This window comes from Nocardia sp. NPDC004711 (assembly GCF_053601595.1).
This window is the reverse complement of sequence record NZ_JBSGCB010000022.1, coordinates 113,562-137,191: the sequence shown is the minus strand read 5'-3', so window position 1 is coordinate 137,191 and position 23,630 is coordinate 113,562. Positions and strand designations below refer to the sequence as shown.

Sequence of the window (23,630 nt, the reverse complement as noted above, 5' to 3'; positions counted from 1 at the left end):
AACGTATTGCCGGGCACTCCGCCGCACGGTCAGTAGGATTGCTGTTTCGCTACCGATCGGATCCAGGAGGCCTCGGCGTGTCGCATGAGCCCCGGCTGTGGGAACAGCACTGCTGCCTGCCACTGCTGCCGACCGCGGACCTCACCGAGCTGACGCGGTACCCGCTGGGCTCGTACCTCTCGGTCAATATCGGCTACGCGCCGCAATCCACCCGCGAGTCGCTCGAGCTGGTCACCCAGTTCCGGCGGGATGCCCTGACCGACGGCCGATTTCGCCTGGTGCACAGCATCGAGGACGCCTGGCCGGAGGTCCCCACCGCGGAGACCGACGCCACCCTCGCGCTGGCCTTCGACCTCGAGGACTCCGGGCCGCTGGGGGGTGATCTCGACAATGTCGAGCTGTTCCACGAACTGGGGCTGCGCTCGCTGCTGCCCACCTACAACCACGCCAACGCGGCCGGCTGCGGGTGCCTCGACACCGACGACACCGGCCTCACCGCCTACGGCCGCGACCTGATCCGCACGCTCAACCAGGTCGGGGTGTTCGCCGACGGGTCGCACTGCTCGCGGCGCACGGGACTCGACATCGCCGAGACCACGACCGTGCCGATGATCTACAGCCACTCGAATTTCGCGACGCTGTGGGCACATCCGCGCAATATCGGCGACGACCAGGCCAAGGCGTGCGCGGCCACCGGCGGTGTGATCGGCATCAACGGGGTCGGCATCTTCCTGGGCCGCAACGAACCCGCCGACGGGGCCGGGCGCATCGAGGCCATGGCCGACCACATCGCCTACGGCGCGGAACTGGTCGGCATCGAGCACATCGGGATCGGCTCCGACTACTCCTTCGACGCCGAGGATTTCAACGCCGAACTGGCCGGCAATCCGGACAGCTACTCCGAGGAGTACACGCGCTACGGCCAATTGCAGTGGGCGCCACCGGAAGACCTGCTCGGCACGTCCGGGGTGCGGGGGCTGGCCGAGGTGCTGGCCGCGCGCGGCTTCTCCGCCGCCGACCGGACGGCCGTCTTCGGCGGCAATTTCGCGCGCGTGGCGCGGCAGGTCTGGCGGGGTTAGCCGCGGCGGGCCCGGCGGGATCAACGGACCGTCGGGGATCCCGGCCGGTCCACCGGGCGCAACAGACTGATCGGTCGCATCCAGGCTGCGGGCGTGACCTCTCTCACGTGTTCCGCGTCTCACGCGGGCGGGGGATGGCTGAGTGAGGTCCCGGCAACAGGTCTAGTCTCGATGCCGTGACTTCCCACTACGATGTCGTCGTTCTCGGCGCTGGTCCCGGCGGTTACGTCGCCGCGATCCGTGCCGCTCAACTCGGCCTGCGAACAGCGATCGTCGAGCAGAAATACTGGGGTGGCGTGTGCCTGAACGTGGGCTGCATTCCGTCCAAGGCACTGCTGCGCAATGCGGAGCTGGCTCATATCTTCACCAAGGAAGCGAAGACCTTCGGTATCTCCGGTAGCGCGACCTTCGACTTCGGCGCGGCGTTCGACCGCAGCCGCAAGGTCGCGGACGGCCGGGTCAAGGGCGTCCACTTCCTGATGAAGAAGAACAAGATCGACGAGTTCGACGGCAAGGGCACCTTCACCGGCCCGAAGTCGCTCTCGGTCGCGCTCACCAAGGGCGGCACCGAGGACATCACGTTCGACAACGTGATCATCGCCGCGGGCACCGAGACCAAGCTGCTGCCGGGCACCTCGCTGTCCGCCAACGTGGTCACCTACGAGGAGCAGATCCTCACCCGTGACCTGCCGGGTTCCATCCTCATCGTGGGTGCGGGCGCCATCGGCATGGAGTTCGCCTACGTCCTCAAGAACTACGGCGTGGACGTGCGCATCGTCGAATTCCTCGACCGCGCACTGCCGAACGAGGACGCCGACATCTCCAAGGAGATCACCAAGGCGTACAAGAAGCTCGGAATCACCATCACCACCTCCGCGGCCGTGCAGTCCATCGAGGACGACGGCTCCAAGGTCACCGTGTCGATCAAGGACAACAAGTCCGGCGCGATCGAGACCGTCACCGTGGACAAGGTGCTGCAGGCAGTCGGCTTCGCGCCGCGCGTGCAGGGCTACGGCCTGGAGAACACCGGCGTGCAGCTCACCGACCGCGGCGCCATCGCGATCGACGAGTACATGCGCACCAACGTCCCCGGCATCTACGCCATCGGTGACGTCACCGCCCTGCTGCAGCTCGCGCACGTCGCCGAGGCGCAGGGCGTGGTCGCGGCCGAGACCATCGCGGGCGCGGAGACCATGTCGCTGGGCGACTACCGCATGATGCCGCGCGCCACCTTCTGCCAGCCGCAGGTCGCCTCCTTCGGCCTCACCGAGCAGCAGGCCCGCGACGAGGGCTACGACGTGAAGGTCGCGACCTTCCCGTTCACCGCCAACGGCAAGGCGCACGGCCTCGGCGACGCGCAGGGCTTCGTCAAGCTCATCTCCGACGCCAAGTACGGCGAGCTCATCGGCGGCCACCTCATCGGCCCCGACGTCTCCGAACTGCTGCCGGAACTGACGCTGGCCCAGAAGTGGGATCTCACGGTCAACGAACTGGCCCGCAACGTCCACACCCACCCGACCCTGTCGGAGGCCCTCCAGGAAGCGATCCACGGCCTGGCCGGCCACATGATCAACTTCTAGCTCTCGAAGACTCTCAGGGGCTACGCCCCTGAAACCCCAAGGGATTTCGGGGGCCGGCCCCCGAACCCCCGAAGGGGAAGCGAGTCCCGCGAATCTCAGGGTTCCGTCGCCGAAACCCCGAAGCGGCCCGGTGCCGGCGATTTCCGCTGGCACCGGGCCGCTTTCGTTCTTTCGACCGGTTCAGTCAGCCAAGTGCAGGCGGCGGTGGAGGGCGTAGACGCGGTCGGTGAGTTCTGGGAAGGGGCCGGAGACCGGGATGCCCGGGGCCACCTCCTGGATGGCGAGGGGGCGGATGGGGCCCACGGGGACGCCGAACTCGTTGAGCCACTCCGTGAGCTGGGCGGTGGAGGCGGCATAGACGATGCGGCCCAGGCCGACCCAGGCGTGCGCGGCCGAGCACATGGCGCAGTGTTCGCCGGAGGTGTAGACCGTGGCCGTCGCCCGGTTCTCGGGGGTGAGGTGCTCGGCGGCCCAGCGGGCCAGCTCGAATTCGGGGTGGCGGGTGGCGTCGCCGCCGGACACGCGGTTGCGGTCCTCGGCGAGCACGGTGCCGTCCGCGCCGACCAGCAGTGACCCGAACGGCTCGTCGCCCGCGTCCAGGGCTTCGGCGGCCAGCTCCACGCAGCGTTCGAGATACTGCAGATCAGCGTCGACGGACATGCGGCTCCGTTCTTCGGTTTACGCGGTTCTTCGATTTACGTGCGGTGGTAGGCGGTCTGGGCCGCTTCGATCTTCGCGATATTCGATTCGAGGATCTCGATGAGGCCGACGAGCTGGTCGGCCACCTGCGCGCCGAGGTCGGTGAGGGTGTACTCGACGACCGGCGGGATGGATTGCTGGACTTCGCGATTGACCATGCCGTCGCGTTCCAGGGTCTGCAGGGTCTGGGAGAGCATGCGCTCGGAGATGCCGTCCACGCGGCGGCGCAGCGCCGAGAACCGGTAGGGGCCCTCGCGCAGGGCGGCCAGGGCGAGCACGCCCCAGCGACTGGCAACGTCTTGCAGGACCGGGCGCGAGGAGCAGTTGCGGGCGAAGACGTCGGCTTCCAGGGTGGGGTCGTCCGGGTAGGACTGGTCGGAAGGCCGAGCGTTCATGAGATCGAGGTTACCTGTGTTTCGGGTAGCGGTTCAGGAATAGCATGTGCTTACTATTAGTTAGTACATGTCAGCAGTGCAGTTCATTCCCTGAAACCTGGAGGTAGTCATGACCGTCGCAGTCACCGGAGCAAGCGGACAGCTGGGTCGCCTGGTCGTCGAGGCGCTGTTGAAGGACGGATCGCAGCCGGTGGTGGCGGTGGTCCGCGATCCCGCCAAGGTGGCCGATCTGGCCGCGCGGGGTGTCGAGGTGCGGGTGGCGAGCTATGACGATCCGGAAGCGCTCGAGCGCGCCTTCCAGGGCGTCGACCGCGTACTGCTGGTCTCCGGCAACGAGTTCACCAAGCGCGTCGCCCAGCACACCAACGTGCTGCGCGCGGCCGAGCGGGCGGGCGTGAAACTGCTGGCCTACACGAGCATTCCGCAGGCCGATCGCAATCCGCTGATCCTGGCCCAGGAGCACATCGGCACCGAGGCCGCGCTGGCCGGAGCGAGCATCCCGACCGTGCTGCTGCGCAACGGCTGGTACTGGGAGAACTACACCGGCGGCCTGGCACACGCCATCGAGACGGGCGTGCTGCACGGCGCGGCGGGCGAGGGCAAGGTCTCCGGTGCGGCCCGCGCCGATTACGCCGAGGCCGCCGCTCGCGTCCTCACCACCGACGGTCACGAGGGCAAGGTCTACGAGCTCGGCGGCGACGAGACGCTCTCGTATGCCGAACTGGCGCAGGTGATCTCGGAGGTGGCCGGCAAGCCGGTCCGCTACCAGGACCTGCCGCAGGCCGACTACGCCGCGGCGTTGCAGGGCGCGGGTCTGGACGCCGCCTATGCCGCCGCCCTGGCCGATGCCGACGCCGGTATCGCCGACGGCATCCTGGCCGTCGAGTCCGGTGATCTGCAGCGGTTGCTGGGCCGCCCGTCGACCCCGGTCGCCGAGGTCTTCCGGGCCGCGCTGAGCTGATCGAGATACGTACCGGGCTGATCGAGTTCGGGGACCGGCAGGCTCAGTACCAGTTGTGGGCCTGCCAGAAGCCCCAGGCGGCATTCGGGCTGCCGTAGCGCGCGACCATGTAGCGGTAGGCCCAGCGCAGCTGGGTGAGCGGGTTGAACATCCAGTCCGGGCCCTCGCTGAACATCTTCTGCGCGGGGAGGGCCTGGGCCAGCCCGTAGGCGCCGGAGGTCGGGTTGATCGCGAAGACCTGCCAGTCGCTCTCGTGCGTGATGATCTGATTGAACGACCCCCACTGGTCCCCGGGCACGACGAAACGTGACAGTGTCTGCAAGGCCGGTTTGGAGAACCGCTGGGCCGCGCCGACCAGCTGCAGCAGGGACGCCGGGTCCACCGGCAGGGCGGCCGGGAGCGCGGATTGGGCGATGGGGTCGGCGATTTCGGTGCGCGCGTCGGCGGTGCCGACGGCGACGGTGAGCGGGGCGAGAGCCGCCACGAGCAGTCCGAGGACGGTGGCTCGGAGCGGACGCTTGTCGAGAATGGGCAACGCCTGGTCCTTCCGTGTCGTTCACGAAAAAACAGACCCATCTGGCTTCAGCTAGGAACCGACCGTACGCCCTGCCGTTTCCCGGGAGGGGTGAGCGACACGCGGTGAAATGCCTGATCGGAGTGGATTGCCGGTCAGCGCGCCCGGCCGAGCAGCAACTCCCGCTCGATCTCATTGCCGGTCAGATCGGCCGCGCGCCGAAAAGTGGCCCGCGCCTCCGCATCCCGGCCCAGCCGCGCCAGCAGATCCCCGCGGACGGCGTGCAGCAGGTGATAGTCGTCGAGCGCCCCGGTCGCGGCAACGGCGTCGATCAACTCCAGGCCGGCGCCGGGTCCGTGCACCATGGCCACCGCGACCGCTCGGTTCAACTCCACGATCGGTGACGGAAACCGTTGCGCCAGTACGGCGTACAGTCCGGCGATGCGCCGCCAGTCGGTCTCGGCGGCGGTCGGGGCGACGGCGTGCACGGAGGCGATGGCGGCCTGGAGCGCGTAGCGCCCGGGCGGAAGGTCCCGCGTCCGATTCAGCGTGTGCGCGCGGCCCAGCGCGGACAGGCCGCGTTCGATCGAGAGCCGATTCCACCGGGACCGATCCTGATCGGGCAGCAGCACCAGCGCGTTGTCCCCGTCACTGCGGGCGGTGGTGCGGGATGCCTGCAGTTCGAGCAGGGCCGCCAGCCCGTACGCCTCCGGCTCCTCGGGCAGCAGCCCGGTCAGGATGCGCGCCAGACGCAGTGCGTCCTCGCACAATTCGGCCCGGACCCAGCGCTCGCCGGAGGTGGCGGTATAGCCCTCGTTGAAGATCAGGTAGATGACCTCGAGCACGGAGTCCAGGCGCGCGGCCAGCTCGGCGCCGGCGGGCACCTCGTAGGGAATCCGTTTGGCCGCGATGGTGCGCTTGGCGCGCACGATGCGTTGCGCCACGGTCGATTCCGGGACCAGATGGGCCCGCGCGATCTCGGCCGTGGTCAGACCGCCCACCATGCGCAGGGTGAGCGCTGCCCGCGCCGGGGGTGAGAGCACCGGATGGCAGGCGGTGAAGATCATGCGCAGCAGGTCGTCCGCGATGGCCGGTTCCGGTTCGCCGGGCGGCTGCTCGGCCGTGAGCGTCTCACGGCCGAGCAGCTCCAGCTTCCGCGCGAAGTTCACGTCGCGCCGAATGCGGTCCACCGCGCGGTGTTTCGCCGTCAGCATGAGCCAGCCGCCCGGATTCGGCGGGACGCCGTCGCGAGGCCACTGTTCCAGCGCCGCCACATGGGCGTCCTGCGCGAGCTCCTCGGCGGTCGCGATATCGCCGACCAGGCGGGTCAGGCCCGCCACCAGACGCGGCCATTCGATGCGCCAGGCCGCCTCCACGGCCCGGCGCACCCGCTCCTGCTGCGGATTCAGTTCTGGCCGTCCAGTTGTCGTACCTCGAGCTCGATGTCCCAGTCCGGCCCGTGCACCCGCAGGAACCGGGACGCCCACTCGGCCGCCTCCTCCTGCGAACGGCTCTGCAGCACCAGGTATCCGCCGATGATCTCCTTGGATTCGGTGTACGGCCCGTCCATGACCGTCTGCACGCCGCCGGTCTGCCGGATCCGGGTGCCCTCCTCGATCGGGCGCAGGCCCGCGGTGTCGAGCAGCACGCCCGCCTTGGTCATCTCCTCGATGATCTCGTTGACCTTGGCGATCAGGTCGTCGCCGGGCCCTTCCTCGGGCATCTGGGCGGGGTCCAGGCGAATCAGTGCCAGGTATCGCATTGCTCAATCCTCTCGCTGGGCGACTGCATAGCGGACATAGAGGGCACCACCGTCGAACGACTTCGATTCCAGCAGGTTCAGATTCAGTTCGGTCTTGTCCCGGAACATAGGGGTGCCGGAGCCGATTGTCACCGGATGGATGACGATGCGGTACTCGTCGATGAGCCCGGCGTCGGTGAACCAGTGCACCAGGGTCGGGCTGCCGTAGATGACCAGCGCGCCGCCGTGCTCTGCCTTCAGCTCCGCGATGCGCGCCGCCCCGTCGCCGTCGATGATCCGGGTGTTCCGCCAGCCGGCCGACGCGAGCGTGGTCGAGAAGACGATCTTGTCGATATTCGTGACCCATTCGGCGTGTTCGAGATCGTGTGCCGTGGCCTCCGGGTTGTCCGGAACGCTCGACCAGTGATCGCGCATGCCCTCGAAGGTCTTGCGGCCGTAGATCGTGGTACCGATATCGGCCCGGATGTGCTCGTCGTGGAAGGCGGCGAGGTCCGGACTGTAGGCGCCGAATGTCCATTCCAGTCCCAGCTCGGTGGGTGAGGCCGCGAAACCGTCGAGGGTCATGTGCTCGAAAGCCACCACTTTTCGCATCGGATTCCTCTCGTCGAAGTGCCGGGCCGCGGTTCGGCCCTCGCCTACTCCTCGAACGGGCCCGGCCGGAATCGACACGTTCGACGGAGGAATCTTTCAGCGGGTTCCGGTCAGACCCACTGGACCAGTTGGATGACGATCCCGTTCGGGTCGAGTGCCTGGAAATAGCGCTCGCCCCACGGCTCGGTCTCGATGGGGGTCACGATCGGCACGCCTTCGCGTTGGACGCGGGCGTATTCGGCGTCGATGTCGTCGACGACGAACACCACCAGCAGGCCCTGGCCCGCGCTGCCCGCGATGCGGTCCGGCTTGAAACTGCCGAGGCCGGTGCGCAGATAGATGACGTCGAATCCGGCGTCGGGCCGAGTCACGTCGACGAAGCCGTCGGCCGACATCTTCTCGGTGAAACCGAAGTGGTCGATGAGGAACGTCGCCGAGGCGATCGGGTCGGGCACGTTCAGGGAGATCGCGGATGCGGTGATGGTCATGGGGCCTCCTCGGGTGGTGCCGATCAATTCTGTACTAAGTACGCTGTACTTCGTACAGACATTCCCGACGGCATGCAAAGTGACGACTGTCACATCGATACGATCGGCGGCGGAGGTGACGCGAATGGCCGGACGAAGCGGGGAACGCAGCAGCGCGGGCGACCCGGTGCGCACGCTGGAACTGCTGTGGCGCGAGCCCGGATCCGGCGGTTCGGCGCGCGGGCCCAAACAGCGCACCACCCTCGACGCCGTCATCGCGGCCGCGCTGGAGATCGCCGACGGTGCGGGGCTGGGCGCGCTCACCATGCGGTCGGTGGCGGCCAAGCTGGGCATCACGCCCATGGCCACCTACACCTACGTGCCGGGCAAGGCCGAACTGCTCGACCTCATGCTCGACACCGTCTATCAGCGCATGCCGCGTCACGATCTCACCGGAATGCCCTGGCGGGAACGGGTTTCCGTGATCGCCGCCGAGAATCGCGCCCTGCTGGCCGAGCATCCGTGGGTGGCCTATCTGCCGACCACGCGGCCGCCGCTGGGTCCCGGCGTGGCCGCGAAATACGACCACGAGCTGCGCGCCTTCGACGGGCTCGGCCTCGGCGACCTGGAGATGGACGCCGCCCTCACCTATGTGCTGGGCTTCGTGACCTCGACCGCGCAGCTGGCCATCGACAGCGCCCGGGCCGCGACCGAGAGCGGGCACTCCGATCGCGAGTGGTGGGAGCGGGCGGCCCCGCTGCTGGCGCGGGTCTTCGACGCCGGCCGCTATCCTCTGGCGGCCCGGATCGGCGCGGTCGCGGGGCAGGCCCACGACAGCGCCTACGGTGCGGACCACGCCTACGAGTTCGGGCTGGCCCGGGTCCTGGACGGATTGGCCGCGCTCATCGAAAACCGCAGGCCCTGAGCGCGGCCGGTCGGTTCGGACAACCTGCGCAAGAGAGACCGATCGGGACGATGGTCTCAATTTCGCCGCGCGGATCGGGCGATCGCGGGCAGAATTCCCCCCATGCCGCGATCAACCCCGGCAATCGTCGCCGCCGAAACCTTCAGTCGGGCAGCGCAGCCGGTGCTCCCGATGGGAGACGGGCTGGTGCTGCGGCCGTGGCTGCGCCGGGACGGACCCGAGGTGTACGCGGCCTTCCAGGATCCGGCCATTCGGCGCTGGCATGTGCGCACCGCGGACACCGTGGAGGAGGCCGGGGAGTGGGTGGACTCCTGGGCGCGCTCGTGGAGCGGTGGCACCGCGGCCAATTGGGCTGTCGCCGATGGACGCAGCGGCCGGCTGATGGGCCGGGCCTCGCTGCATCACATCGAACTCGGGCACGGCGAGGCCGAGCTGGCGTACTGGGTGGTCCCGGCGGCACGCGGCCGCGGCATCGCCCCGCGGGCGGTGGAGGCGCTGGTCGGCTGGGCCTTCGAGGTGGCCGGATTCCACCGCTTGGAATTACGGCATTCCGTGCATAACGCCCAATCCTGCCGGGTGGCACACAAATCCGGCTTCGTGCTCGAGGGCATCAATCGCAGCGCGGGCCTGCACGACGACGGCTGGCACGACATGCACCTGCACGCCCGCATCCAGCCCGCCGAACCCGCCTCCGCGCATCGCATCCCGCACGCCGAGACCGTTCCCGAAGCCGCCACCCAGCCGGTCTACCGCGTGCGCCGCTGACAAACGGCCGGATCGCGCGGCTAGTGGTCGGTTTGGATGCGGAGGGCGGTGATGGTGCTGGCCAGGCCCTCGTACTGGTTGGTGAGCAGAACGATTTCGATGAGGCGCCGCTCGTCGTAGTGGGCGGCGAGGGCTCGCCAGGTGGCGTCGTCGAGGTCGCGGGTGGCGACCAGCTGGTCCACGGCGGTGAGCAGCGCGCGCTCCTTGGCAGACCATCCGGCGGCGGCCGGGCCCGCGCGGAGACGGTCCAGGATTTCGGCGGTAACGCCCGCGCGGCGGCCCAGCCGGATGTGATGGTCGGTCTCGTATTCGCACTGGCGCAGGTGCGCGACGCGCAGGATGACCAGTTCGGACTCGTACCGGAGCAGTTTGCCGCCCGGCATGAGGCGGCCGGAGAAGTGCAGCCAGCCCCGGAACAGGCCGCCGGTCCGGCCCAGCGTGCTGAACAGATGCGCGTCCTCCGTGCCCGCGGCACGGGAAAGCGCCTGCCAGACAACCCAGTTCACTGGACCGAGCTCCCGCAGGCGACCAGGAGCGATGCGTGGCTTCGTCGACACCATCTCCCCAGTCAACACCCTGTCTGAGCCACTCGCCAGACCGACGGCCCGGCGCGGCGCGGATCGGGTCACTCGCGGACCGCCTGGGCGAGTTTGGTGAGCTCCAGCGCGCGGCGGGCGCGGGTCAGGACGTGCGCCCGGGAGCTGGTGAGGTGGGCCAGGAGAGTGCGCAGGGCGGTGTCCAGATCCCCGGCCAGCAGGTGTTCGGCGATGGCGATATGGTCCTCGGCCATGGCGGCGATCCGCCCGGGGGTGGGCATGTCCAGGGCCCGCACCGGCCGCACCCGCGCGTGCACCGTCGAGAGCGCCTCGGCCAGTGCGGAATTGCCGGCGGCCAGCAGGAGTGTGGTGTGGAACCGCTCGTCGGCGGCGATGAGCTCGGCCCCGGGCTCCGGCGGATGCTCGCGTACGCGCCGCCAGAGCTCGAGCTCTCGCTCGACCGCGCCCAGATCGTGCGGCGTGACCGCAGGCCGAGCCGCCAGGGCCGGCGGTTCCGGCTGCACGGCGGCGGCCAGCGGTTCCGGGAGTGCCGCCGCGGTGGCCTGCAAGCGTTGGATTCCTCTGGCTTCCAGGACTATTCGGAGTTCGTACAGGTCCCCGAGTTCGTCGACCCGGGGACGGTACGGGTAGAGGCCGTCGGTGTGGCGTTCCAGCAGGCCGTCGGCGAGGAGCCGGGCCAGCGCCTCGCGGACCGGGGTACGGGAGACGCCGTAGGTCTCGGCGAGGCGTTCCTCGCCGAGACGCTCGGTGGGTACCAGCATCCCGGCCGCGAGATCGCGCTGCATGGATCGATAGACCCGCTCGGACAACGGAATACGCCCCCTGCGCGCGTTCACGGAGTGTCCGATCAGATCGCCATGGCCTGGCGTACCGCGGATTCCGCGCTCGCCCCGCCCGCCCCGGAGGAGGTGACGCGGCCCGAGCGCAGGACATAGAACTGCTGCGCGGCCTGCAGCGCGAAGCCGATGTGCTGTTCGACCAGCAACACGCTGAGTCCACCCCGGCCGGTGAGTTCGATGATGGTGCGCTCGATCTCGGCGACGACCGAGGGCTGGATGCCCTCGGTCGGCTCGTCGAGGATCAGCAGCGCCGGTTCGGTGATGAGGGCGCGGGCGATGGCCAGCTGCTGGCGCTGGCCACCGGAGAGCAGTCCGGCCTTGCGGGACAACAGTTCCCGCAGCGCCGGGAACAGGTCCAGCGCTTCGTCGACGAGTGCCTTGCCGCGTTTGCGGCCGTCGGCCACCACCTGGAGGTTCTCCATTGTGGACAGCTGTGGAAAACTCTGCTGCCCCTGTGGAACGTAGGCGAGGCCGCGCTTGACCCGCCGCGACGGCGACATCCTGGTGATGTCCTCGCCGCCGAAGCGGATCCGCCCCGACTTGGCGGGCAGCAGCCCGACCGCCGCGCGCAGCAGCGAGGTCTTACCGGCCCCGTTGTGGCCCATGATGGCTGCCACGCCATTGTCCGGAACCGTCAGGGACACCCCGTGAATCACCTCGGTCCGGCCGTAGCCGGTGTGTAGGTCAACGAGTTCCAGCATCCGCGGCCTCCTTCGCCTCGTCCGATTCCTGCTGCGCGCCCATGGATTCATCAGCGCCGGCCTCCGCGGGCGGCAGCTCACCGGCCGCGGCGGTGCCGAGGTAGACCTCCTGCACCTTCGGATCGGCCTGCACCTGCTCCACGGTGCCCTGGCTGAGGACGCGGCCGCCCGCGAGCACCGTCACCGAGCTGGCGAACGCGCGCATGAAATCCATATCGTGCTCGACGACGATGACCACCCGCTCACCGCCGATGCGGCGCAGCAGGTTTCCGGTCTCCTCGCGTTCCTCGGCGCTCATGCCCGCCACCGGCTCGTCCAGCAGCAGCACCGAGGCGTTCTGCACCAGCAGCATGCCGATCTCGAGCCACTGTTTCTGACCGTGCGCGAGCACCCCGGCAGGTTTGTCGCGCAGCGCGGCGAGTCCGGTGGTCTCGAGCGCCTCCTCGATGGCGGGCAGCACCGACTTGCGCCGGCGCAGCAGGGTGAGCGCGGAACGTCCCGCGCCCGCGGCGATATCGAGGTTCTGTAGCACGGTGAGCTGTTCGAACACGCTCGCCGTCTGGAAGGTGCGGCCCACCCCGAGGCGGGCGATCTGATGCACCTTGCGGCCGATCAGCTCGGCGCCGGTCTTCTGCGCCGAGCCGGTCGCGGGCACCAGGCCGGTGATGGCGTCGATGAGGGTGGTCTTGCCCGCGCCGTTGGGTCCGATGAGGAAGCGCAGATCGCCCTGCAGGACGGTCAGGTCCACGTCGGAGACGGCCTTGAAGCCGTCGAAACTCACGGACAGGCCGCGGATTTCGAGGTATTCGCTGTCCATTCCGGCATTGCCGCCGATTTTCGGTTCGGGTGCGGTCATCGTGCATCCACCTTCTGCTCGGCCTCGGGCTCTGCCTCTGCCTCGGCCTCCGGTTCCGCCTCGACCGCCGCCTCGATCTCGGGTGCGGCGGCCGGTTCCGGTGCGGCGTCGGGGGCCGTCGCGGGGCGCAGCCGCTCCAGCAGCTGCTTGGCCATGGGCCCGAATCCGGCCAGTCCCGCCGGAATGAAGCCGACCACCACGATGAACAGCGCACCCTGGAAGTAGGTCCACGCCGACGGGAAGTGCTCGGAGAACGTGGTCTGCGCCCAGGCCACGCCGATCGCGCCCAGCACCGGCCCGAGCAGGGTGGTGCGACCGCCGATGGCGACGCCGATCAGGAACGCGATGGACGGGACCACACCGATGTCGGCGGGGGAGATGATGCCGACGATCGGGGTGAACAGGGCGCCCGCGATGCCCGCGAAGAACGCGGCCACCACATAGGCGACGATCTTGATATTGGCCGGGTCGTAGCCGAGGAACCGGACCCGTTCCTCCTGATCACGGACGGCGACAAGCAGTTCCCCGTACCGGCTGCGCATGAGCTGGCGTGCGACGGCCACCACGATCAGCAGCGTGCCCGCCGCGATGAAGAACAGCATGCGCCGATTCACCGGATCATCCAGGCGGAAGCCGAAGAACGAGCGGAAGTCGCTCAATCCGGTGAAGCCGCCGATGGTCTGCTGCCCGGTGAGCAGGATCGCCAACGCGGCGGCCAGCGCCTGGCTCAGGATGGCGAAGTACGCGCCCTTGACCCGGCGCTTGAACACCCCGAAGCCGAGCACCGCGGCGATGGCGGCGGGCAGCACCGCGATCGCCAGCAGCGCCACCGGCGCGGACTCGAAAGGCCGCCAGTACGAGGGCAATTGGTCCACACCCGCGATGGTCATGAACTCCGGCACATCCTCGTGCGCCTTGGCGGCGTCGGCCATCTGCATGTGCATGGCCATGATGTACGCGCCGATGCCGAAGAACACGCCCTGGCCGAGGGTCAGCATGCCGCCGCGGCCCCACGCCAGGCCGATGCCGACCGCGACGATGGCGAAGCACAGGAACTTGGCGAGCAGACTCAACCGGAAGTCGGTGAGCATCGCCGGTGCGAGACCGAACAGGACTATGGCGGCGATCACGAAGCCGCCCAGGGCTTTCAGGGAAGAGTTGGCACTCAGTCGCTGGATGGTGGTCATGCCAGACTCCTCGTCCGGACGGTGAACAGACCCTGCGGGCGCACCTGCAGGAAGATCACGACCACGATGAAGACGATCACCTTGGCGACCGTCGCGGTGGTCGAGTACTCGACGAACGAATTCAGCAGGCCCATGGCGAAGGCCGCGATCACGGTGCCCTTGATCTGCCCGAGGCCGCCGATGACGACCACCAGGAAGGCGTCCACCAGATACGACTGCCCGATGGTGGGGCTGGTGGAACCGATCAGGGTCAGGGCCACACCGGCCACCGCCGCCAGCCCGGAACCGATGAAGAAGGTGCTCACATCGGTGAGACGCGAAGAGACGCCCGAGGTTTCGGCCAGGCTGCGGTTCTGCACCACGGCCCGGATGCGGCGGCCGAGCGGCGTCGTCTTGAGCGCGGTGGCCAGCGCGATCACCGCCACCACGGCCAGCACCATGATGAAGATGCGGGTTTTGGGCACGACGGTGCCCGCGATGGTGAGGCCGCCGGTCAGCCAGTCCGGCGCGACCACGTTCTTGGCGGGCGCGCCGAAGATGTCCCGCACCGCCTGCTGCAGGATCAAGCCGACACCGAAGGTGACCAGCAGGGTGTCCAGGGGGCGGTCGTACATCCAGCGGATGAGCCCCATCTCGAGGGCCGCGCCCAGCAGGCCGCCGACCAGGAAGCCGACGAACAGCGACACGATCAGCGCCACGCCCGTCGCCGAGATCAGTTGTTCCACAACGTAGGTCGTGTAACACCCGGCCATGATGAATTCACCGTGCGCCATATTGATGACGCCCATCTGACCGAAGGTCAGCGACAGACCCAGCGCCGCGAGCAGCAGGATCGAGCCCAGACTCAGCCCCGTGAAGAGCTGTCCGACAGCCACATCCATGATCAGTACCTCTCGAGCTCTATTGGTGGAGAACGCCGTACGGCTGGTGCGATGCCGCGGTGAGAGTCGCGCGGACACCGCACCAGCCGCCCCTCATCGGCGGCCGCCGAATTACTTCAGGCCCTTGGCCCAGTCGTAGTTCTTCAGGTACGGGTCCGGCTGGATCGGCTTGCCGGAATCCCAGACGGTGTAGATGAGCCCGTCGGGGTGGATCTCGCCGATGCGCGCGGTCTTGGTGATGTGGTGGTTGGAGCCGTCGATGGTGACGGTGCCCTCCGGCGCGTCGTAGCTGACGCCGTCGGCGGCCTGCTGAATGTCGGCCACCGCGAACGACTTCGCCTTCTCCACCGTCGCCTTCCACAGGTAGACCGAGGTGTAGGCGGCCTCCATCGGGTCGGAGGTGGGCTTGTTCGCGCCGTAGGCCGCCTTGTACGCGGCGACGAACGCCTTGTTCTGCGGGGTATCGACGGTCTGGTAGTAGTTCCAGGCGGTCAGCTGGCCCGCGACGTTCTGCACGCCGACGCCGCCGACCTCCTCCTCGGCAATGGACACCGAGACCACCGGCATGTCAGCGGCTTTCAGGCCCGCGTTGGCGTACTCACGGAAGAAGGCCACATTGGAGTCGCCGTTGAGGGTGTTGAACACCGCGCCCGCCTTGGCATTGCGGACCTTGTTGACGATGGTCGAGAAATCCGTGGAGCCCAGCGGCGCGTAGTCCTCGCCCTTGATCTCGATGCCATTGGCCTTGGCGTACGCCTTGATCTCGCGATTGGCGGTCTGCGGGAAGACGTAGTCGGAGCCCACCAGGTAGAGGGAGGTGATGCCCTTCTGCTTCAGGTAGTCCAGCGCCGGGATGATCTGCTGGTTGGTGGTGGCGCCGGTGTAGAAGATGTTCTTCGAATCCTCCAGGCCCTCGTACTGAACCGGGTAGTACAGCAGCGAATTCAGCGATTCGAACTTGGGCTTCATGGCCTTGCGCGACGCCGAGGTCCAGCCGCCGAACACCGCGGCCACACAGTCGGAGCTGATCAGCTTCTCGGCCTTCTCCGCGAAGGTCTTGGGATCCGAGGCGCCGTCCTCGAGCACCACGTCCAGCTTCTTGCCCAGGACGCCGCCCGCCGCATTGATCTGGTCCACCGCCAGCTTGGTGGCATTGGCGACGGTGACCTCGCTGATGGCCATGGTGCCGGTCAGCGAGTGTAGTGAACCGATCTTGATGGTGTCCTTCGACGTGTCCACGCAGGACTTGGCATTGGAGCCCGACGCGGTGTCGCTGTCGCGCGAACCACAGCCGGCGACCAGCACGGCGGACAGCGCCAGCGCGGTCGGAATGGTGATCGCCTTCATCAGGCGGGCGGCCCTGTCCCGGCGGGGAGAGTCGTGCATCGGCGGATCCTTCACTTCACGGTGTTCGGCGGCGCCACATGCGCCGCTTGCGAATACCGCCGCGTATACAGCGGCTGTATTCGTGGAACGAAAGGTAAACGGGAAGTGTTGCGCCGGAATGACTCTCGATGAATGTCCGATTTCCTAGATTGCCGCGGCGTGAATTTCTGCTCACCGCATCGTGGTTCGTTCGATGTGGAGGAAACATTATTGCAGGTCAAGGGATATGAAACGGCCCGAGCCGGGGCCAGCGCAAGCTGACACCGGCTCGGGGCCAAGGGTGAGATCGGGTCAGTAGCAGTACTGGTCGTGGGTGTAGTAGTCGGTGTGGCAGTCCTGCTGCCACGTCCAGCCGTCCTGCCGGTCATCGTTGGTGGTGCCGGCACCCGCCGCGCTGCCGGTACCGCCACCGATCAACGCACCGATCATGGCCGCGAACGGCAGGGCGATGATGCCGAGCCCCCCGGTGGCCACCGCGATGATGACGCCGACCACGATGCCGCCGAGCGCACCACCCAACGCGCCCACGGCACTACCGGTTTCGGTCGCGCGCTGCTTGGGCGAGGTCGGCACCCACCGCCCGATATCCGCCGCACCCGGCTGCGCGACCTCGCCGGCCTCCGGATGCGCAACCAGCTTGGTCCCATTGTCCTCGATGCTCGGATGCATCGAAACCACCAGATCCGTACCCGCGGTGGTCATCGCCAGCGGCATCCGCGACACAACCACCCCGGAGCCATCCAATACGTCCACCGACGCATCGGTGAGCCGGAAAGTGCCGCCGTTCAGCGTCGTCGTAACCGTCTTATCGGCATCCGACCGGACAATGGAGTAACCCAGATCGTTCTGTCCCTGAGCGGGGTGCTGAATCGACTGCACCGCAGCCGGATCCGGCGTCGGCGTCGCGTAGGACGTCCCCCCTGTGATCGCCAGCGCGGCAATGGTGAGACCAGCAGTGGCGATAACCTTCTCGATTTTCACACGATCATGTTCGTCCGCGATTCAACGCGTGTTTCCCATCCGGATAGGTCATCCAATCGGTCATCAAATGATGTCCAGCAGTCATCGAATGATGCACGGAGCCAATCCCGGCGCATCGCCGGACGAACGGAAGTGCGGATCCAGAACTTCATCGACGATGGCCGGTCGAAGGACGCGGTCACTGAATGACGTAGGGGGAGATGGAGCTTCGGTGTTCGCTGATGTCGAGTGATTTGCCGAGGGGTGGGAAGGCGCGTTGGGGGCAGTTGGAGCGTTCGCAGACGCGGCAACCGGCGCCGATGGGGGTGGCTTTGGGCTCGTTCAGGTCCAGGCCGTCGGCATAGACGGTGCGGCCGGCGTGGCGGAGTTCGCAGCCCAGTCCGATGGCGAAGGTTTTGCTGGGTTCGCCGTAGCGGGTGGCGCGGCGTTCGACGGTGCGGGCGATCCAGAGGTATTTGCGGCCGTCGGGCATCTGGGCGATCTGGGTCAGGATCTTCGCGGGGTAGGCGAAGGTCTCGTAGACGTTCCAGAGCGGGCAGGTGCCGCCGCTGGAGGAGAAGTGGAAACCGGTGGCGGACTGGCGTTTCGACATATTGCCGGCGCGGTCCACGCGGACGAAGGAGAAGGGGACGCCGCGGAGTTTGGGGCGCTGCAGCGTGGACAGGCGGTGGCAGATGGTCTCGTAGCTCTGGGTGAAGAACGCCGACAGGCGTTCGATGTCGTAGCGGAAGTCCTCGGCCACCTCGTGGAAATGGGTGTAGGGGAGCACCGTGGCAGCGGCGAAATAGTTGGCGAGGCCCAGTTTTGCCAGCACGACCGAATCGTGGCCGCTGAAATTGCCCTCCGCCACCAGCTTTTCGATGAGCTCGCCGCATTCCAGATAGGCCAGCTCGGCGGCCAGCTTGAACACCCGCTGCCCGCCCGAGAGATGCGGCGCGATTTCCAGGCGGCGCGACTCGGGATCGAAACGGTGCAGCACGCCGTCGCCCAGATCGATACGCTCCACGATCTGCACGCCGTGCGCATCGCTGAGGCGGCGCGGGATCTCGCGCTTGAGATCGCCGCCGTGGAGTCGCATGCGATGGGTGAGTTCCTCGGCGGCGGTATCCAATTCGTGAATGTAGTTCTGCCGCTGATAGAAGTAGTCGCGCACTTCCTCGTGCGGTTTGGAGATGGCGCCCGAACCGCTGCCGTCGGCGAAACGGTCCTCGGTGGCGGCGGCCAGCTGCGCGGTCGTATTTCGGTAGCGGCGATGCATGTTCACCATGGCGCGCGCCAGACCCGGGTGCGCGGACACCATTTCGGCGATCTCCTGGGCGTCGGCCTCCACCCCGAGCTCCTGGTCCATCACGACCTCCTGGAGTTCGGCGATGAGCCGGGTGTCGTCCTGGGAGGAGAAGAAGCCGGCGTCGACGCCGAAGACTTCACTGATGCGCAGCAGGACCGGTACGGTGAGCGGACGCACGTCGTGTTCGATCTGATTCAGATAGCTCGCGGAGATCTCGAGCTTCTTGGCCAGCGAGACCTGACTCAAACCGCGCTCGGTACGCAGCTGTCGCAGCCGCGCACCGACGTAAGTCTTGGCCATGCGCCCGAGTTTATTGCTGTCTTCGCATCGTTGCCAACGCGAGAGTTAGCAGGGCTGCTGAGCTGTGTGTCACATCGTTGTCGGTCGCTCGGGTTACCGTCGACAAGTGCTCTTGTCCGATGTGGTTGAGGCGTCACAGGGTGTGCGGGCGACGTCGTCGCGAAAGAACAAGATCAAGATCTTTGCCGACCTACTGAAGCAGGCGGCGCCGCAAGAGTTGGCGCAGGTCGTGGCCTGGTTGTCCGGCGAGCTACCGCAGGGGCGGATCGGAACCGGCTGGCGCACGCTGACCACGCTCGCGGTCGAGCCGGCCGCGGCGCCCACGCTGTCCGTGGACGCGGTGGACACCTCTTTCAGCGAGCTGGCCGAGGTCGCGGGCAGCGGGTCGGCGGCGCGACGACAGGAACTGCTGGCCACCCTGTTCGGGGCCGCGACCCGGGACGAGCACGAATTCCTGCTCCGCCTGCTGACCGGGGAGATGCGGCAGGGTGCGCTGACCGCGATCGTCGCCGAGGCGGTGGCCGCCGCGTTCGACGTGCCGATCGAGGCGGTGCGCCGGGCTCACATGCTGTCCGGGCGGCTGCCGGTCACCGCCGTCGCGGCGCGCACCGGCGGCGTCGAGGCCCTGGCCGCGTTCCGGCTCGAGGTCGGGCGGCCGATCCAGCCCATGCTGGCCTCGCCCGGCGCGACCCTCGAGGAGGCGATGGCCGAATTCGAGGGGCGGGTCAGCGTCGAGCACAAGATGGACGGCGCCCGCATCCAGGTGCATCGCGACGGCGAGCGGGTGTGGGTGTTCACCCGCACCCTGCGCGACATCACCGCGAGCGTGCCCGAACTGGTCGAGGTGGTGCGGCAGCTGGACTGCACCAGCGTCGTCCTCGACGGAGAAACCTTGGCGCTCAACGACTCCGGCCGCCCACGGCCCTTCCAGGAGACCATGAGCCGCTTCGGCGCGACCACCTCCCAGGAACTGCTGCTGCACCCCTACTTCTTCGACTGCCTCCATCTCGACGGCGCCGACCTGCTGGACGCCCCGCTGCGCACGCGCCGTGAGGCCCTCACCGCCGTGGCCTGCGGCCTGACCATTCCGGCCCTCATCGCCCCGGACCCGGAAGCCGCCGCCGAATACTTCGACGGCGCGCTGGCCGCGGGCCATGAGGGCATCATGATCAAATCCCTGGACGCCCCCTACGCCGCCGGTCGCCGCGGCCGCTCCTGGCAGAAGATCAAACCCACCCACACCCTCGACCTCATCGTGCTCGGCGCGGAATGGGGCTACGGCCGCCGCACCGGCTACCTCTCCAACCTCCACCTGGGCGCCCGCGACCCCGAGGGCGGCGACCCGATCATGGTCGGCAAAACCTTCAAGGGCCTCACCGACGCCCTACTCCATTGGCAGACGGCCGAATTCCCGCGCCACGAACGCAAACGCGATGGCAACACCGTCCACCTCTACCCCGAACTGGTAGTCGAAATCGCCCTCGACGGCGTCCAGACCAGCCCCCGCTACCCCGGCGGCGTAGCCCTCCGCTTCGCCCGGGTAGTCCGCTACCGCCCCGACAAAGAACCTCACCAGGCCGACACCATCGACACCATCCGGGCCCTGCTACCCGGCACCAAATAGACGGGGTGCGGGGGCGAAGTAAACGGGGTGCGGGGGCGGAGCCCCCGAAATCGCCCCTGGGGGTTCGGGGCGAAGCCCCTGAGAGTCTCGAGAGTGGGGCCCGCTCCTCACAGACGATTCACAGCTGGAACAGGGCACGCTCCGAGTTTCGGGCGACATGATTCACGTGTCGACGCTCGACCGGACGGTTGTCAGGTGACGGGACACAGGAACTGCCACCGCATCTCCCACGCGGATTCCCTGTGAGCTCGTGCCGTTCGGGAGACTTCGACGGTGGATTGCGCATGGTCCACTTTGTGGCCGGTGGTGCCCCGCCCCTCGCCGGGCACCGCCGGCCGCGGTCAAGATTCGTGTCGCGGTCGGGATTCGTAGTCGCGGTCAGGATTCGTAGTCGCGGGTGCCGGTCAGGTTCGGCAGCCGGCGGCGGCCCGCGGCCAGCTCACCCGCCAGATGCTCGTAGGCGATGGCCAGTTCGGTGAGCCGCTGGGCGGCATCGTGCACGGCGTCGTCGGGCGACATGGCCAGGGACAGGTAGGCGAGCGCGGAGAATTGCGCCAGCCGGTCCACCACCGTCCCCACGGTCTCGGTGTGCAGGTGGGCGTCGCGGGCGGCCTTGGGGAGTTCGGCCGCCACCCAGCTGTCGATATCGAGCACCAGCCGCGCCCGGTCGTGGTCAATCCGATCGGTGCCGCCCGCTCTGGTGAGCCGCCGCTCGTGCAGGTCCGCGAGTAGGCCGGCGCAGCGCAGCACCGGATGGTCGTCGGGGGGCAGGCCACGGCAGGCCTGCAGCAGCAGGTGTTTCGGTGGGAGCGGATGCACGGCCGACATCCTGCCCCTCGAATATCTCCGAATGGCAACGACATTCGGTGCCACTTTGCCGTGCAGGGGTTGCATCCGGTGCCGTGACGTGCCGAGATGGTGGGGTGATCCTCACCGTGACCCTGAACCCGGCCTACGACATGACCTACCGGGTGGAGCACTTCGAGCGGGGCCGGGCGCAACGGGTGCGGTCGGTGGATCAGCGGCTGGGCGGGCGCGGCATCAATGTCACGCGGGTACTGAACCAGCTCGGCAAATACGCCCGCGCCACCGGCTTCTCGGACCATTCCTTCGCGGCCGCCGCGGAACTCGAGATGCCCGTGGACTTCGTGCACGCGCTGCCGTGGGTCCGCCGCACGGTGGTGATCAGCGAATCCGATGACGGCACCGCCACCGCGCTGTGGGAGCCCGGCCCGCGGGTCACCGAACCGCACGCGGTGGATCAGCTGCGGGTGCGGGTGGCGGGCCTGCTCTCGGATATGAGCGGCCTGGTCATCTCGGGTTCGCTGCCCGGCGGGGTGAGTCCGGGCCTGCCCGCCGAGCTGGCGCGCACCGCCATCGCCCGGGGCGTGCCCACGATCTGCGACTTCGACGGCCAGCCGCTGGAATTGGCCGCGCGCGTGCCCGGCGTCGTGCTCACCCCCAATGTCGAGGAGCTGGAACGCCTCACCGGCCGCCCGGCGGGCACCATTCCCGAGATCCTCGCGGCCGTCGATCCGCTCATCGCCGACGGCGTGGGCACGGTGGTGGTGACCCGGGGCGGCGCGGGCATGGTGGCGGTCACCCCGACCCGGGCCTGGACGGCGGCGCTGCCGAAACCGCTGGCGGGCAACCCCACCGGGGCGGGCGACGCGGCCGTGGCGGCCATCATCGCCGCGCTGGCCGGCGGCACCACACCGGACTGGCCGGAGCTGCTCGCCGACGCGGTCGCCACTTCCGCTGCCGCTGTGGTCATTCCGGTCGCGGGGGAGATCGACCGGGTGCTGCGGGATCGGCTGCTGCCCACCGTGCGGGTGCGGGAACTCGAATCCGTCGCTGTCCGGCCGTGACACTCCGGGGACACGCCGTATGTGAGGTAGCTGTGAACTGAACCGCGCGGCGGCGTGGTGGCGGAGACCGGGGATTGTCCCGGGTTAGGTTGGGGGAGTGTCGGACCTGGGAACTCAACCCGATCGGGGGTCGGGTGTGGACGACAGTTATCGAATGCCCCGGGTGGTGCGTGCGGCGCAGGTGCTCGCTCTGGGAATCGCGGGGCTGGGCGCGATCTGCGTGGCCTCTTCGGGATGGCTGCTGGGAGCCGAGGCGGCGATCGGGACCGCGGTGCCGTTCATCCCGGCGTTCCTGCTCGGTCTGGTCGCGCTGACATTCAACTCCGAGGGGCAGTCGGTGCGCATCGGAGCGATTCTGGTGGCGTTCATGAACATGCTGTGGACGGTGCCGTCGATCACCGAGGGGCGGCCGCCGGGTCCGCTGGGTCCGCTGGTCTCGCTGGCGGTGATCGTGCTGCTGTTCCGCCGGGAGGCGCGCGACTGGTTCGAACCCCCGGCCTGGTGGTGAGACCCACCTGGCAGATTTCGCAGCTCGCTGCGTAACAAATAGGTCATCTCGTCCGCTCATTTGCAATCTGCGTGCAATTCCCGGCACTTACCGTTGGCGCTATGAGTTCGGAAGCCGCCGCGGGGACGGGCATTCACATCAGCGGGCTGAGCAAGACCTTCCGCTCCGGGCGGCGGGTGGTGCCGGCCCTGGACACGGTGGATCTGCATACCGCGCAGGGCGCGTTCCTGTCGCTGCTGGGGCCCTCCGGGTGCGGGAAGTCCACCATCCTGCGGATTCTCGCGGATCTGGAGTCGCCCTCGGCGGGGACCGCGAAGATCAATGGTGAGACCCCGGCCGAGCTGCGCAGGCGGCACGAGTTCGGGATCGCGTTCCAGGATTCGGCGCTGTTGCCCTGGCGCAGTGTGGAATCCAATATCAAGCTGCCGCTGCAGGTGGCGGGGCTGCCCGCGGACCGGGAGCTGGTCGCGGATCTGATCCGGCTGGTCGGCCTGGAGGGCTTCGAGAAGGCCAAGCCCGCGCAGCTGTCCGGCGGTATGCGGCAACGGGTTTCGATCGCCCGCGCGCTGGTGGTCCGGCCGACGGTGCTGCTGCTGGACGAACCCTTCGGCGCGCTCGACGATATGACCCGGCAGCGGCTGAACCTGGAACTGCTGCGGATCTGGACCGAAAAGCCCGCCACCACACTGATGGTCACGCACGGCATCGCCGAGGCGGTCTTCCTCTCCGACGTGGTGGCCGTCATGAGCCCGCGGCCCGGGCGGGTGGTGGAGGTCGTGAACATCGACCTGCCGCGGCCCCGCACACCGGAGATGATGCGCACGCCCGAATTCCACAAGCTGCACGACTACCTGTCGGAACTGCTGTTCGGGCGCAGCGGCCGGGGCGGGGTGGCGTCGGAATGAACTGGGGCGCA

The 23,630-nt window shown here is 68.2% G+C and carries 26 protein-coding genes; 9 read left to right on the top strand and 17 right to left on the bottom strand.

Annotation, left to right across the window (positions count from 1 at the left end):
• Window positions 1-77: 77 nt before the first annotated feature.
• Complete coding sequence (locus ACWEKS_RS23560; protein WP_452342052.1) at window positions 78-1,079, top strand: dipeptidase; 1,002 nt, start codon at window positions 78-80, stop codon at window positions 1,077-1,079.
• Window positions 1,080-1,255: 176 nt separating this feature from the next.
• Window positions 1,256-2,659, top strand: coding sequence for a dihydrolipoyl dehydrogenase (gene lpdA / locus ACWEKS_RS23555; protein WP_452342051.1), 1,404 nt, complete (start codon window positions 1,256-1,258; stop codon window positions 2,657-2,659).
• A gap of 180 nt (window positions 2,660-2,839) precedes the next feature.
• Here lpdA and ACWEKS_RS23550 read toward each other — a convergent pair whose 3' ends face one another.
• The gene (locus tag ACWEKS_RS23550) at window positions 2,840-3,319 is read right to left on the bottom strand and encodes a nucleoside deaminase (protein ID WP_452342050.1); all 480 of its coding nucleotides are present in this window, start codon (window positions 3,317-3,319) and stop codon (window positions 2,840-2,842) included.
• Window positions 3,320-3,354: 35 nt separating this feature from the next.
• Window positions 3,355-3,753: a winged helix-turn-helix transcriptional regulator gene (locus ACWEKS_RS23545; protein WP_452342049.1), complete on the bottom strand. Its 399-nt coding sequence runs from the start codon at window positions 3,751-3,753 to the stop codon at window positions 3,355-3,357.
• A gap of 109 nt (window positions 3,754-3,862) precedes the next feature.
• Here ACWEKS_RS23545 and ACWEKS_RS23540 point away from each other — a divergent pair, with 109 nt between their 5' ends.
• Window positions 3,863-4,714, top strand: a complete 852-nt coding sequence (locus ACWEKS_RS23540) for an SDR family oxidoreductase (RefSeq protein ID WP_452342048.1) — start codon at window positions 3,863-3,865, stop codon at window positions 4,712-4,714.
• Window positions 4,715-4,757: 43 nt separating this feature from the next.
• Here the strand turns inward: ACWEKS_RS23540 and ACWEKS_RS23535 are convergent, their stop codons facing one another.
• The 5 genes from ACWEKS_RS23535 to ACWEKS_RS23515 all read right to left on the bottom strand — a co-directional run bounded on the left by ACWEKS_RS23535 (window position 4,758) and on the right by ACWEKS_RS23515 (window position 8,069).
• Window positions 4,758-5,249, bottom strand: a complete 492-nt coding sequence (locus ACWEKS_RS23535) for an aggregation-promoting factor C-terminal-like domain-containing protein (protein ID WP_452342047.1) — start codon at window positions 5,247-5,249, stop codon at window positions 4,758-4,760.
• 134 nt (window positions 5,250-5,383) lie between these two features.
• The gene (locus tag ACWEKS_RS23530) at window positions 5,384-6,616 is read right to left on the bottom strand and encodes an RNA polymerase sigma factor (RefSeq protein ID WP_452342046.1); all 1,233 of its coding nucleotides are present in this window, start codon (window positions 6,614-6,616) and stop codon (window positions 5,384-5,386) included.
• A gap of 17 nt (window positions 6,617-6,633) precedes the next feature.
• Window positions 6,634-6,990, bottom strand: a complete 357-nt coding sequence (locus ACWEKS_RS23525; RefSeq protein WP_452342045.1) for a YciI family protein — start codon at window positions 6,988-6,990, stop codon at window positions 6,634-6,636.
• A 3-nt stretch (window positions 6,991-6,993) separates the two neighbouring features.
• Window positions 6,994-7,581 (bottom strand): dihydrofolate reductase family protein, encoded by a 588-nt coding sequence (locus tag ACWEKS_RS23520; RefSeq protein ID WP_452342044.1) that lies wholly within the window; start codon window positions 7,579-7,581, stop codon window positions 6,994-6,996.
• 110 nt (window positions 7,582-7,691) lie between these two features.
• Window positions 7,692-8,069 (bottom strand): VOC family protein, encoded by a 378-nt coding sequence (locus ACWEKS_RS23515; RefSeq protein ID WP_452342043.1) that lies wholly within the window; start codon window positions 8,067-8,069, stop codon window positions 7,692-7,694.
• A gap of 124 nt (window positions 8,070-8,193) precedes the next feature.
• Between ACWEKS_RS23515 and ACWEKS_RS23510 the strand changes: the two genes are divergently transcribed.
• Window positions 8,194-8,973 (top strand): TetR/AcrR family transcriptional regulator, encoded by a 780-nt coding sequence (locus ACWEKS_RS23510; protein ID WP_452342042.1) that lies wholly within the window; start codon window positions 8,194-8,196, stop codon window positions 8,971-8,973.
• Between the two features lie 102 nt (window positions 8,974-9,075).
• Window positions 9,076-9,738 carry a GNAT family N-acetyltransferase gene (locus ACWEKS_RS23505; protein WP_452342041.1) on the top strand — a complete coding sequence of 221 codons (663 nt, stop codon included), beginning with the start codon at window positions 9,076-9,078 and terminating at the stop codon, window positions 9,736-9,738.
• A gap of 20 nt (window positions 9,739-9,758) precedes the next feature.
• Here the strand turns inward: ACWEKS_RS23505 and ACWEKS_RS23500 are convergent, their stop codons facing one another.
• The 9 genes from ACWEKS_RS23500 to ramB form a co-directional block, all read right to left on the bottom strand.
• Entirely contained in the window at window positions 9,759-10,298 is a 540-nt protein-coding gene (locus tag ACWEKS_RS23500; RefSeq protein WP_452342040.1) for a carboxymuconolactone decarboxylase family protein, read from the bottom strand.
• Window positions 10,299-10,363: 65 nt separating this feature from the next.
• Window positions 10,364-11,131, bottom strand: a complete 768-nt coding sequence (locus ACWEKS_RS23495; RefSeq protein WP_452342039.1) for a GntR family transcriptional regulator — start codon at window positions 11,129-11,131, stop codon at window positions 10,364-10,366.
• A gap of 11 nt (window positions 11,132-11,142) precedes the next feature.
• The gene (urtE, locus tag ACWEKS_RS23490) at window positions 11,143-11,835 is read right to left on the bottom strand and encodes an urea ABC transporter ATP-binding subunit UrtE (protein WP_354847117.1); all 693 of its coding nucleotides are present in this window, start codon (window positions 11,833-11,835) and stop codon (window positions 11,143-11,145) included.
• Entirely contained in the window at window positions 11,819-12,691 is an 873-nt protein-coding gene (urtD, locus tag ACWEKS_RS23485) for an urea ABC transporter ATP-binding protein UrtD (protein WP_452342038.1), read from the bottom strand. The genes urtE and urtD overlap by 17 nt, the downstream gene beginning before the upstream one ends.
• Window positions 12,688-13,878 carry an urea ABC transporter permease subunit UrtC gene (gene urtC, locus ACWEKS_RS23480; protein ID WP_452342037.1) on the bottom strand — a complete coding sequence of 397 codons (1,191 nt, stop codon included), beginning with the start codon at window positions 13,876-13,878 and terminating at the stop codon, window positions 12,688-12,690. Before urtC ends, urtD begins: the two co-directional genes overlap by 4 nt.
• A complete protein-coding gene (urtB, locus tag ACWEKS_RS23475) occupies window positions 13,875-14,759 on the bottom strand; it encodes an urea ABC transporter permease subunit UrtB (RefSeq protein ID WP_354847108.1) in 885 nt (294 codons plus the stop codon). Before urtB ends, urtC begins: the two co-directional genes overlap by 4 nt.
• 111 nt (window positions 14,760-14,870) lie before the next feature.
• The gene (gene urtA, locus ACWEKS_RS23470) at window positions 14,871-16,106 is read right to left on the bottom strand and encodes an urea ABC transporter substrate-binding protein (protein ID WP_379404199.1); all 1,236 of its coding nucleotides are present in this window, start codon (window positions 16,104-16,106) and stop codon (window positions 14,871-14,873) included.
• Window positions 16,107-16,436: 330 nt separating this feature from the next.
• Window positions 16,437-17,126, bottom strand: coding sequence for a hypothetical protein (locus ACWEKS_RS23465; RefSeq protein WP_452342036.1), 690 nt, complete (start codon window positions 17,124-17,126; stop codon window positions 16,437-16,439).
• A 178-nt stretch (window positions 17,127-17,304) separates the two neighbouring features.
• Window positions 17,305-18,714: an acetate metabolism transcriptional regulator RamB gene (ramB, locus tag ACWEKS_RS23460; protein WP_452342035.1), complete on the bottom strand. Its 1,410-nt coding sequence runs from the start codon at window positions 18,712-18,714 to the stop codon at window positions 17,305-17,307.
• A gap of 106 nt (window positions 18,715-18,820) precedes the next feature.
• Between ramB and ACWEKS_RS23455 the strand changes: the two genes are divergently transcribed.
• Complete coding sequence (locus ACWEKS_RS23455) at window positions 18,821-20,338, top strand: ATP-dependent DNA ligase (RefSeq protein ID WP_452342034.1); 1,518 nt, start codon at window positions 18,821-18,823, stop codon at window positions 20,336-20,338.
• A gap of 378 nt (window positions 20,339-20,716) precedes the next feature.
• Here the strand turns inward: ACWEKS_RS23455 and ACWEKS_RS23450 are convergent, their stop codons facing one another.
• Entirely contained in the window at window positions 20,717-21,157 is a 441-nt protein-coding gene (locus ACWEKS_RS23450) for a DUF4254 domain-containing protein (protein ID WP_354847094.1), read from the bottom strand.
• A 104-nt stretch (window positions 21,158-21,261) separates the two neighbouring features.
• Here ACWEKS_RS23450 and ACWEKS_RS23445 point away from each other — a divergent pair, with 104 nt between their 5' ends.
• The 3 genes from ACWEKS_RS23445 to ACWEKS_RS23435 all read left to right on the top strand — a co-directional run bounded on the left by ACWEKS_RS23445 (window position 21,262) and on the right by ACWEKS_RS23435 (window position 23,619).
• Window positions 21,262-22,206 (top strand): hexose kinase, encoded by a 945-nt coding sequence (locus ACWEKS_RS23445; RefSeq protein ID WP_452342033.1) that lies wholly within the window; start codon window positions 21,262-21,264, stop codon window positions 22,204-22,206.
• A 154-nt stretch (window positions 22,207-22,360) separates the two neighbouring features.
• Entirely contained in the window at window positions 22,361-22,714 is a 354-nt protein-coding gene (locus ACWEKS_RS23440) for a hypothetical protein (protein ID WP_452342032.1), read from the top strand.
• A gap of 101 nt (window positions 22,715-22,815) precedes the next feature.
• The gene (locus tag ACWEKS_RS23435) at window positions 22,816-23,619 is read left to right on the top strand and encodes an ABC transporter ATP-binding protein (protein WP_364620358.1); all 804 of its coding nucleotides are present in this window, start codon (window positions 22,816-22,818) and stop codon (window positions 23,617-23,619) included.
• Window positions 23,620-23,630 lie beyond the last annotated feature (11 nt).

Coding starts and splice junctions, on each gene's coding strand:
- ACWEKS_RS23505 (WP_452342041.1), top strand. CDS start 9,076: ATGCCGCGATCAACCCCGGCAATCGTCGCCGCCGAAACCTTCAGTCGG.
- ACWEKS_RS23435 (WP_364620358.1), top strand. CDS start 22,816: ATGAGTTCGGAAGCCGCCGCGGGGACGGGCATTCACATCAGCGGGCTG.
- ACWEKS_RS23540 (WP_452342048.1), top strand. CDS start 3,863: ATGACCGTCGCAGTCACCGGAGCAAGCGGACAGCTGGGTCGCCTGGTC.
- ACWEKS_RS23545 (WP_452342049.1), bottom strand. CDS start 3,753: ATGAACGCTCGGCCTTCCGACCAGTCCTACCCGGACGACCCCACCCTG.
- ACWEKS_RS23525 (WP_452342045.1), bottom strand. CDS start 6,990: ATGCGATACCTGGCACTGATTCGCCTGGACCCCGCCCAGATGCCCGAG.
- ACWEKS_RS23515 (WP_452342043.1), bottom strand. CDS start 8,069: ATGACCATCACCGCATCCGCGATCTCCCTGAACGTGCCCGACCCGATC.
- urtD (WP_452342038.1), bottom strand. CDS start 12,691: ATGACCGCACCCGAACCGAAAATCGGCGGCAATGCCGGAATGGACAGC.
- ramB (WP_452342035.1), bottom strand. CDS start 18,714: ATGGCCAAGACTTACGTCGGTGCGCGGCTGCGACAGCTGCGTACCGAG.
- urtA (WP_379404199.1), bottom strand. CDS start 16,106: ATGAAGGCGATCACCATTCCGACCGCGCTGGCGCTGTCCGCCGTGCTG.
- ACWEKS_RS23520 (WP_452342044.1), bottom strand. CDS start 7,581: ATGCGAAAAGTGGTGGCTTTCGAGCACATGACCCTCGACGGTTTCGCG.
- urtB (WP_354847108.1), bottom strand. CDS start 14,759: ATGGATGTGGCTGTCGGACAGCTCTTCACGGGGCTGAGTCTGGGCTCG.
- ACWEKS_RS23550 (WP_452342050.1), bottom strand. CDS start 3,319: ATGTCCGTCGACGCTGATCTGCAGTATCTCGAACGCTGCGTGGAGCTG.
- ACWEKS_RS23500 (WP_452342040.1), bottom strand. CDS start 10,298: ATGGTGTCGACGAAGCCACGCATCGCTCCTGGTCGCCTGCGGGAGCTC.
- urtC (WP_452342037.1), bottom strand. CDS start 13,878: ATGACCACCATCCAGCGACTGAGTGCCAACTCTTCCCTGAAAGCCCTG.
- ACWEKS_RS23440 (WP_452342032.1), top strand. CDS start 22,361: ATGCCCCGGGTGGTGCGTGCGGCGCAGGTGCTCGCTCTGGGAATCGCG.
- ACWEKS_RS23510 (WP_452342042.1), top strand. CDS start 8,194: ATGGCCGGACGAAGCGGGGAACGCAGCAGCGCGGGCGACCCGGTGCGC.
- urtE (WP_354847117.1), bottom strand. CDS start 11,835: ATGCTGGAACTCGTTGACCTACACACCGGCTACGGCCGGACCGAGGTG.